The organism is Enterococcus sp. AZ167 (assembly GCF_051714025.1).
Taxonomy (GTDB): domain Bacteria; phylum Bacillota; class Bacilli; order Lactobacillales; family Enterococcaceae; genus Enterococcus_D; species Enterococcus_D casseliflavus.
The window spans coordinates 2,390,793-2,400,000 of record NZ_JBIORB010000001.1; the positions used below are offsets into that span (position 1 = coordinate 2,390,793).

Here is a 9,208-nt window from a genome sequence, read left to right on the forward strand (position 1 = left end):
GATCCTCCTACCAAACGATTTCATCGATCGAGATTGGATGAGGATTCTCTTCAATGGAACGGACAGTGGCATCGTTGATATGGATCACCCGATCGGCGATCGGGGCAATGGCGCTGTTATGGGTAATGATCAACACCGTATTGCCGTTTTTCCGACTGGCGTTTTGCAAAAGCTTCAACACTTGTTTGCCTGTTTCAAAATCCAGCGCACCGGTTGGTTCATCGCATAATAGCAATTTCGGGTTTTTGGCTAACGCCCGAGCGATCGATACCCGCTGCTGTTCCCCACCAGAGAGCTGCGAAGGAAAGTTGTTTTTACGGTTTTCTAACCCGACTTGTGCTAAGACTTCATCAGGATCGAGTGCATTCGGTGAGACTTCTGTTGCCAATTCAATGTTTTCTTTCGCTGTCAGGTTCGGCACCAAATTATAAAACTGGAAGACGAACCCGACGTCTTTGCGGCGGTATTCCGTCAGCTGTTTGTCGTTAAACTTCGCGATATCGACATTGTCGATAATGATTTGTCCTTCATCTGGCGAATCCATCCCACCTAAAATATTCAAAACGGTCGATTTTCCTGCACCACTGGGGCCAAGGATCACCACTAATTCGCTTTCTTCAATGGCAAAGGAAAGATCGTTGTTGGCAGTGATGGTGGTTTCGCCCATCTGATAGCGTTTATATTCATTCTTTACTTCAACATAACTCATTAATAAAGCCTCCATTTTTTAAACACGTGTTGATTTAATCACATGGTGTTAGTATACTAAGAAAGAAAAGTAAGAGCAATCCTCAATGCTTACGTATTTGTCATTAAATAGACAAATATTGATCAAATGTACAGAGAAAAGGGGAAACGATATGGTGGGGACTGTGGGGAATCGTCGAACGATCTACTCGAAAAAAGTGATCCGACGCGCCTTTCAGGAGTTATTGTTGGAAAAAGAGTACCGCAAAATCACGATCAAAGAGATTGCGGAACGAGCCGATATCAACCGAGGAACATTTTATAAATATTATAAGGATACGGCCGCTTTGTTGGAGGAGATCGAAGGAGAGCTTGTTGAGCAGATCGCATCGAACTTGCAGCAGGAAAATTTGTCATTGGATCTTTGGTTGGAAAAGCTGTTGACGATTTTGTATGAGAATCCTAGTACCACCCATTTGATTTTGTTGAACAACAGCCATTTGCTGAATCTTTTATTGTCAGAGATCAAACCGGAGACCTTGAAACGGTTTGCCCAATACTTTCAAGATGCTTCCGAGGAAGAATTGGAACTGTGTCTTAGCTTTTTTGTCTGCGGGTCTATCGGGTTGATCGAACGCTGGCTCAAAGATTTCTCAATGATGCCGCCAAAAGCTGTCGCTGAACTGTTGATCCAAATTTTTGTGACCAATGTATATGAGGATAAGAAGGGCTAAAAAAAGAGGGAACGATCCAATAACCAAAAAGGAACGCAGCAAGAGACAATTTGCTGCGTTCCTTTTTTTATTTAGTCAACGAGGCGCTCGTCGTTCATCCCAAAGTATTGATGCAATGGTTTTTGCCGTGCTTCTAATAATTGATCGACAGTCACGAATTCGTAGCCTTCGTTTTTGAGCATTTTAATGACTCCCGGTACGGCTTTCACAGATTTCGGGTGAATATCATGGATCAAGATCATGGCACCATTAAAGACATTTTGTTGCACCAAGGCATTGATCTTCTTCGGATCCTTCAATTTCCAGTCTTGAGAATCGATGTCCCATTGAATGATCGGCATGCCAATGGTTTCTGCGCTTTGTTTGTCGATAGCGCCATAAGGGGGCCGTAAATTTCTAGGTAGTAAACCCGTCGCATTATAAATGGCTTTGTTGGTTTTTGTGACTTCTGCCTGCAAATCTTCCGCTGAAAGAGTATTCAGCTGCGGATGAGAGTAAGAATGACTGGCGATCTCGTGTCCAGCTTCTTGGACTTTTTTAGCAGCTTGCGGATATTGCTCTACCATTTGTCCCAGCATAAAGAAGGTCGCTTTAACGTCATTTTCTTGTAAGATGTTCAACAGATCCATGGTGGAGGTACTGTTAGGTCCATCATCAAAGGTCAATGCCACGTATTTTTTATTGGGGTCTAAACTTTGCAAGGCATTGTTGAGTTGGTCAGCAGCCACGAGATCAGGATCAATGAATGGGGCGATCTCGCTGTAAGGCAGGGTGATTTCCGTCGCTCCCGTCTGATTTTTTGGCAATTCGATGGTCAGCTTCTCTGGATCGTAAGTAAATTTCGAATCGAAGGTGATCCGCTCCATGGCCAAGACGGCGTCGATGATTTTGGCGGGTTCTTTGGCTTGATCCAGCAGTTTCTGCTGAATGACTTGTTGAATACCTAATAAGCTGCCTTCATCAGGAACCAGTTCTTTCAAAGACAATTCGGTTTGCGTCTTCTCTGATACGAAGATCGGTGCATCCGTTAGGCTGTCCGCATCTTCAAAACGTCCGGTTTCTCGATTCCACACATAGCTGTCGGCTTTCAATGAATAAGTAGACACCTTTGAAGCCGCTGCTTGTGCTTGGATGCGGGCAACGGTGACGACTTCTTTATTCGTTTGTTTTTTACGCAAGTGATCAGCGGCTTGTGTCAACCGTTCTTTGATATCTTTGATGGGAAACGTATCAAGGTCTTGCGGGCGGTAGATCAATTCTTTGGTTGCGCCTTTGGAGAGCACTTCAGGCGTTGTTTTTAACCCATTTTGACTTTGTTCTGCTTGGATTGATGCCAGTAATTTCTCCGCAGCCGCCTCATATTTTTCTTGGGCTGCGACTTCTTGCTGGTGTAAAGTGTAAAGGACTGAGCCAGCCGTCGCGATCAAAACGATCAATAATAAGGTGAATAAGGAAAAAATTGCTTTTCGATACGGCTTCTTTCTCGAGGGTGGTCCTTTCGGTCTTTCTTCAGCTGACGCTGTTCGTTTTTGATTATTGTTTGGTTTCTTGTGCAAGTCACTCCGACGGGCATAGGTCTTTCGTTCGGGCATTGGTGAAGCTCCCTTCATTCCATCCTAAATTATGCCCACGTTACCATAAGTCACAGGTACTTTCAACGATCATGCCCGGTTTCTGATAGAGACTTAAAAAGATGAAGGGATTTTTCTAATTATTCATTCAAAAATTACAGCCTCGTTGCGTTGTTTCTCTTGCAAGAAATGATCAAGGGCGTTAGGGGATCTTTTGCAACCACTATCTATTAGGTGAACTAGAAAACCCCTTCGTAACAGCTCACGTGGTGTGACTGTTACGAAGGGGGTGCAATTAAGGGTGCTAAGGCTTAGGCTTTTTCGATTTTTGTCAGTCCGCCCATGTAAGGAACCAAAACTTCTGGTACCGTTACACTGCCGTCTTCGTTTTGATAATTTTCTAGCACTGCGGCTACCGTCCTACCGACAGCCAGACCAGAGCCATTTAGTGTATGCATGTAGTGAATCTTGCCCTCTTGATCGCGGTAACGGATCATGGCACGGCGTGCTTGGAAATCTTCACAGTTTGAGCAAGAGCTGATCTCACGGTACATTTCCTGAGCAGGGATCCATACCTCTAAATCATAGGTCTTCGCCGCAGAAAAGCCCATATCTCCTGTACACAAGCTAAGCACTCGGTAAGGCAAGTTGAGTTTTTGCAAAATATCTTCGGCATTAGCCGTCATCTTTTCCAATTCTTCATAAGAATGGTCAGCATCACTGAATTTCACCATTTCGACTTTATTGAACTGGTGCAGGCGAATCAAGCCGCGAGTATCACGACCAGCGCTGCCAGCTTCTGAACGAAATGATGGGCTCAAGGCAGTGAAGTAGGCAGGGAGCTGTTCTTGTTCTAAGATCTCCCCTTGATAGTAATTGGTCAAAGGTACTTCAGCAGTTGGAATCAAAGTCAAATCCGTATCTGCCAATTGGAAAACATCTTCTTTGAACTTTGGAAATTGCCCCGTGCCAAACATTGCTTGGCTATTGACGATATAAGGGGTGATCATCTCGGTATAGCCATGCTCATAGACATGCTGATCCAGCATGAAGTTGTATAAGGCACGTTCCAAACGAGCACCTAAGCCTTTGTAGTAAACAAAGCGGCTGCCAGAAACTTTGGCACCCCGCTCAAAGTCGAGGATGCCCAAGTCTTCTGCGATCTCCCAATGGGGTTTTGGTTCAAAGTCAAAGGTTTTTGGTTCTGCCCAGCGGCGGATTTCTACATTGTCGTCTTCATCCTTGCCCACTGGAACAGAATCATTTGGCAAATTCGGCAATGTCGTGGCGATCTCTTTGATGTCTTCATCAATTTGAGCGATCTCTTCATCCAATTGCTTGATTTGGCTGCCGACTTCTTTCATTTGGGCAATTTTATCAGCCGCGTCTTCTTTCGCCCGTTTCAAGGCAGCGATCTCACTAGAAACATCGTTGCGCAATTTCTTGCGTTCTTCCGTTTGGACTAAGAGTTCTCTGCGACGTTCGTCAAGCGTTAAAAAGCGGTCCAATACTTCTTTTTGCACGCCTCGTGTTGCGAGTTTGCTTTGTACTTCAGCAAAATTTTGGCGAATCATTTTTACATCTAACATAGTGATACATCCTCCTTTGATTTTTCCATAGAAAAAAGGCCATTCCGATCCCGTGTTGCTTGGGACGAAATGACCATTCGCGGTGCCACCCAAGTTCAGCTTGCGCTGCCCTTGCTGCTCGTATCGTGAGCCAACGATTTTTCTTTCGAAAAATACACGTTAAAGAACTGGATTCTATTTTTTCCAACACTGATTTTCACCAACCATCAGCTCTCTTTACTAGATGAAAAAAATATACTAGGTTCTGTGCCTTGATTATTTTCTTTAGCATACCCAAAAAATGTTGGGGCGTCAACCATAGGTTTGTGTGTTGGACAAATTGTTGCGCTTCAACGGGAGATGAATAATAAAGGACGTCCATTCTGGCGTTGATTTGGCATAGATATAGCCGCCATGTAAGGCGACGATGCTTTGAGCGATCGCTAGACCTAAGCCAGTTCCTCCTGTTTCTTGAGAGCGGGATTCTTCCACTCGGTAGAAACGGTCGAATAGAGAATCAAGGGCTTGCTTAGGGATCATCTGCCCATTGTTTTTGACGGTTAAGATCGCTTCGGTTCCGACTTTCTCGACCTCCATGCGGATCTTATCGGCGCCTTTGCCGTATTTCAAGGCATTTGACAGCAGGTTGTTGAAAACTCGCACCAGTTTTTCGGTATCACCATCCATTTCGATATGCTCTGGACGGGTGTAGGTCTCGATCTTGATGCCTTTTCGGCTAGCTTCTAATTCAAAGTCCGCCGCCAATTGTTCAACCAGCTGGGCCATATCGAATTCCATCACATTAATGGGCACGCTAGGCTGACGCACTTTCGTGTATTCAAACAAATCATCGACGAGGGATTTCATTTGTTTGGCTTTGACATACGCCGTATGAGTATATTTCAGCAATTCTTCTTCCGAATGGTATTGTCGATCTTCGATTAGACCTAAGTAGCCGATGATCGAAGTCAATGGTGTCCGAATGTCATGACTGACATTGGTGATCAGCTCATCTTTGGATTGCTCGATCCGCCGTTCATCTTCGATCGCCGCCACCGTACTGTCGACTAAGCCATTGATATTAGAAACGATCCGACTTAAATCGCCCCGTAACTCGAAGGGGATGCGATGATCGTAGTTGCCTTCTGCGATAAAGTGCAGCTCGCTGATAATGTGACGTAGCTGCATTTGATGGTAACGACGAATCAAACGCCAATATAAGACGATCACATCTAATAGGAAGAACATCGGTAGAATGAAGTTACGACCACTGCGGAAGATATCTGTGTTGAAGGCAGCCGTGAACGCATTCTTTGATTCATAGATCGCTTCGACTAAAACCGGTGAGTTTTCTCGTATTGAGGTCAAGATGACCAAAATAGCGACATTTAATAGAAGTAAAAGAACAATCGTTACAATTCCTTCAGCAAATAACTCACTGATTTCCTTTGAGGTCAACGTGATCCGTTTCTTTTTTTCGATTGGTGTGTTGCGCTTTTTTTCAGTTGGTTTACTTCGCATCTATTTTGTAGCCGACCCCCCATACTGTTTGGATGACTTTTTCACCATCCGTGGCTTCTTCGATCTTATCTCGCAAGTGACTGACATGGACCATCACTGTTTTGGCAGAAACGACACTTTCTTGTTTCCAAACTCGTTCAAAAATCTCATCGGCGCTAAAGACACGGTTGGGATGCGATGCCAATAAGTAGAGGATGCCAAATTCTAATGCGGTCAATTGGATCTCATTGCCATCCACCGTTTTTACTTCATGGGAATCGCGGTTGATGATAAGGGAGCTTACTTCCAGAATCTCTGGTTGATTTGAAGCAGCCTGCATCTTGGTTCTTCTCAATAACGATTTTACCCGTGCCATGACTTCTAATGGATTGAAAGGTTTGGTGACATAATCATCAGCACCGGCGACCAATCCACGAATCTTATCCATATCGGTTGTTTTAGCGGTCAACATAATAATGGGGATTTGGGATTCTTTTCTCAATTCTTTGACGACTTGCATGCCGTCCATTTCAGGCATCATGATATCTAAGATCAATAGCTCGATATCAGAAGTGGTGCGAATCTTGGTCAGTGCTTCTTTTCCATCGTATGCTTTGACCGATTCATAGCCTTCATTGTGTAAGTAAATGCTTAATAGTTCTACGATCTCTTTGTCATCATCTGCTACAAGTATTTTCATACTGGGTCCTCCTAGGAACAATATTCTTTTCTCCATTTTAGCAAATATTCCACAAAATAGATAAAATCATACTTAAATTTATAAGAATGATAGGAATTAAGAAAACACAAAAAGGAAAAAGACGAACGATAGGCTAATAATAACGGAAAAAGTCCTTAAAAAAGGCGGAAATCACGGACTAAAAATCACGAATCATCTTTGGAAACGGAGTAACTAGAAACGTTGGTCTATCAATCATTTTATGGTTGACGAATAGCACAAGTCTTGGTATATTATTACATGTGCCAAATGACTAAATGAATTCCTAAAAAGAATTGAAAAAAGTAGTTGACGCACAGCTCGACAGATGATATTATAACGAAGTCGCAATTTTAAAACAGTTAATTGATGTTGATACATCAACAAAATTAATTAAAAAAAGTTGTTGACAAATAACAAATCATTTGTTATTCTAATTAAGTCGCTGAGACAGCCGCTACGAAGTTGAAAAACAACGAGCGAAAAAAACTTTTTAAAAAAGAGTTGACAATTAAATGTCACTCTGATATGATATAAAAGTTGCTAACACAGCACGGTAGACCTTTGAAAACTGAACAAAGCAAGCAAACGAACCAATGTGTAGGACGTTTCAATTTATTGAAACAAATACATGCAAGCAATAGCTAGCAAAGTTAATTTTTATGAGCTTAATGACCGTATGGTCATTCAAACAAATCATTATGAGAGTTTGATCCTGGCTCAGGACGAACGCTGGCGGCGTGCCTAATACATGCAAGTCGAACGCTTTTTCTTTCACCGGAGCTTGCTCCACCGAAAGAAAAAGAGTGGCGAACGGGTGAGTAACACGTGGGTAACCTGCCCATCAGAAGGGGATAACACTTGGAAACAGGTGCTAATACCGTATAACACTATTTTCCGCATGGAAGAAAGTTGAAAGGCGCTTTTGCGTCACTGATGGATGGACCCGCGGTGCATTAGCTAGTTGGTGAGGTAACGGCTCACCAAGGCAACGATGCATAGCCGACCTGAGAGGGTGATCGGCCACACTGGGACTGAGACACGGCCCAGACTCCTACGGGAGGCAGCAGTAGGGAATCTTCGGCAATGGACGAAAGTCTGACCGAGCAACGCCGCGTGAGTGAAGAAGGTTTTCGGATCGTAAAACTCTGTTGTTAGAGAAGAACAAGGATGAGAGTAAAATGTTCATCCCTTGACGGTATCTAACCAGAAAGCCACGGCTAACTACGTGCCAGCAGCCGCGGTAATACGTAGGTGGCAAGCGTTGTCCGGATTTATTGGGCGTAAAGCGAGCGCAGGCGGTTTCTTAAGTCTGATGTGAAAGCCCCCGGCTCAACCGGGGAGGGTCATTGGAAACTGGGAGACTTGAGTGCAGAAGAGGAGAGTGGAATTCCATGTGTAGCGGTGAAATGCGTAGATATATGGAGGAACACCAGTGGCGAAGGCGGCTCTCTGGTCTGTAACTGACGCTGAGGCTCGAAAGCGTGGGGAGCGAACAGGATTAGATACCCTGGTAGTCCACGCCGTAAACGATGAGTGCTAAGTGTTGGAGGGTTTCCGCCCTTCAGTGCTGCAGCAAACGCATTAAGCACTCCGCCTGGGGAGTACGACCGCAAGGTTGAAACTCAAAGGAATTGACGGGGGCCCGCACAAGCGGTGGAGCATGTGGTTTAATTCGAAGCAACGCGAAGAACCTTACCAGGTCTTGACATCCTTTGACCACTCTAGAGATAGAGTTTCCCCTTCGGGGGCAAAGTGACAGGTGGTGCATGGTTGTCGTCAGCTCGTGTCGTGAGATGTTGGGTTAAGTCCCGCAACGAGCGCAACCCTTATTGTTAGTTGCCATCATTTAGTTGGGCACTCTAGCGAGACTGCCGGTGACAAACCGGAGGAAGGTGGGGATGACGTCAAATCATCATGCCCCTTATGACCTGGGCTACACACGTGCTACAATGGGAAGTACAACGAGTTGCGAAGTCGCGAGGCTAAGCTAATCTCTTAAAGCTTCTCTCAGTTCGGATTGTAGGCTGCAACTCGCCTACATGAAGCCGGAATCGCTAGTAATCGCGGATCAGCACGCCGCGGTGAATACGTTCCCGGGCCTTGTACACACCGCCCGTCACACCACGAGAGTTTGTAACACCCGAAGTCGGTGAGGTAACCTTTTTGGAGCCAGCCGCCTAAGGTGGGATAGATGATTGGGGTGAAGTCGTAACAAGGTAGCCGTATCGGAAGGTGCGGCTGGATCACCTCCTTTCTAAGGAATATTTCGGAAGACTACACATCGTTTGCCTTTGTTCAGTTTTGAGAGGTTTACTCTCAAACAAAATTTGTTCATTGAAAACTGGATATCGAAGAAATAATCAAAACAAGTAACACACACCGAGTTGAAATGTTAAAAGAGTTTTTTAATAAGTTCAACGCTTATTT

At 44.5% G+C, this 9,208-nt stretch carries 6 protein-coding genes, 1 rRNA gene and 1 other annotated feature; of the genes, 2 read left to right on the plus strand and 5 right to left on the minus strand.

All coding sequences use genetic code 11. The features are described from left to right. Positions 1-7: 7 nt before the first annotated feature. A complete protein-coding gene (locus IGJ05_RS11235) occupies positions 8-709 on the minus strand; it encodes an ABC transporter ATP-binding protein (RefSeq protein ID WP_081116717.1) in 702 nt (233 codons plus the stop codon). A gap of 85 nt (positions 710-794) precedes the next feature. Between IGJ05_RS11235 and IGJ05_RS11240 the strand changes: the two genes are divergently transcribed. Next, entirely contained in the window at positions 795-1,421 is a 627-nt protein-coding gene (locus tag IGJ05_RS11240; protein WP_081116718.1) for a TetR/AcrR family transcriptional regulator, read from the plus strand. Positions 1,422-1,492: 71 nt separating this feature from the next. On the opposite strand, the gene IGJ05_RS11245 is transcribed toward IGJ05_RS11240, so the two are convergent. From IGJ05_RS11245 to IGJ05_RS11260, 4 genes are all read right to left on the minus strand, one after another. After that, on the minus strand, positions 1,493-3,013 hold the full coding sequence (locus IGJ05_RS11245; protein ID WP_266166302.1) for a polysaccharide deacetylase family protein: 1,521 nt from the start codon (positions 3,011-3,013) through the stop codon (positions 1,493-1,495). Positions 3,014-3,303: 290 nt separating this feature from the next. Further along, complete coding sequence (gene serS, locus IGJ05_RS11250) at positions 3,304-4,581, minus strand: serine--tRNA ligase (RefSeq protein WP_015510637.1); 1,278 nt, start codon at positions 4,579-4,581, stop codon at positions 3,304-3,306. Positions 4,582-4,638: 57 nt separating this feature from the next. Continuing rightward, positions 4,639-4,837, minus strand: a binding site (T-box leader). A gap of 35 nt (positions 4,838-4,872) precedes the next feature. Further along, positions 4,873-6,081 (minus strand): sensor histidine kinase, encoded by a 1,209-nt coding sequence (locus tag IGJ05_RS11255; RefSeq protein WP_005226244.1) that lies wholly within the window; start codon positions 6,079-6,081, stop codon positions 4,873-4,875. After that, positions 6,071-6,760, minus strand: coding sequence for a response regulator transcription factor (locus tag IGJ05_RS11260; protein WP_008376963.1), 690 nt, complete (start codon positions 6,758-6,760; stop codon positions 6,071-6,073). The genes IGJ05_RS11255 and IGJ05_RS11260 overlap by 11 nt, the downstream gene beginning before the upstream one ends. A 715-nt stretch (positions 6,761-7,475) precedes the next feature. Between IGJ05_RS11260 and IGJ05_RS11265 the strand changes: the two genes are divergently transcribed. Then, a 16S ribosomal RNA gene (locus IGJ05_RS11265) occupies positions 7,476-9,035 on the plus strand. The last annotated feature ends 173 nt before the right edge of the window (positions 9,036-9,208 follow it).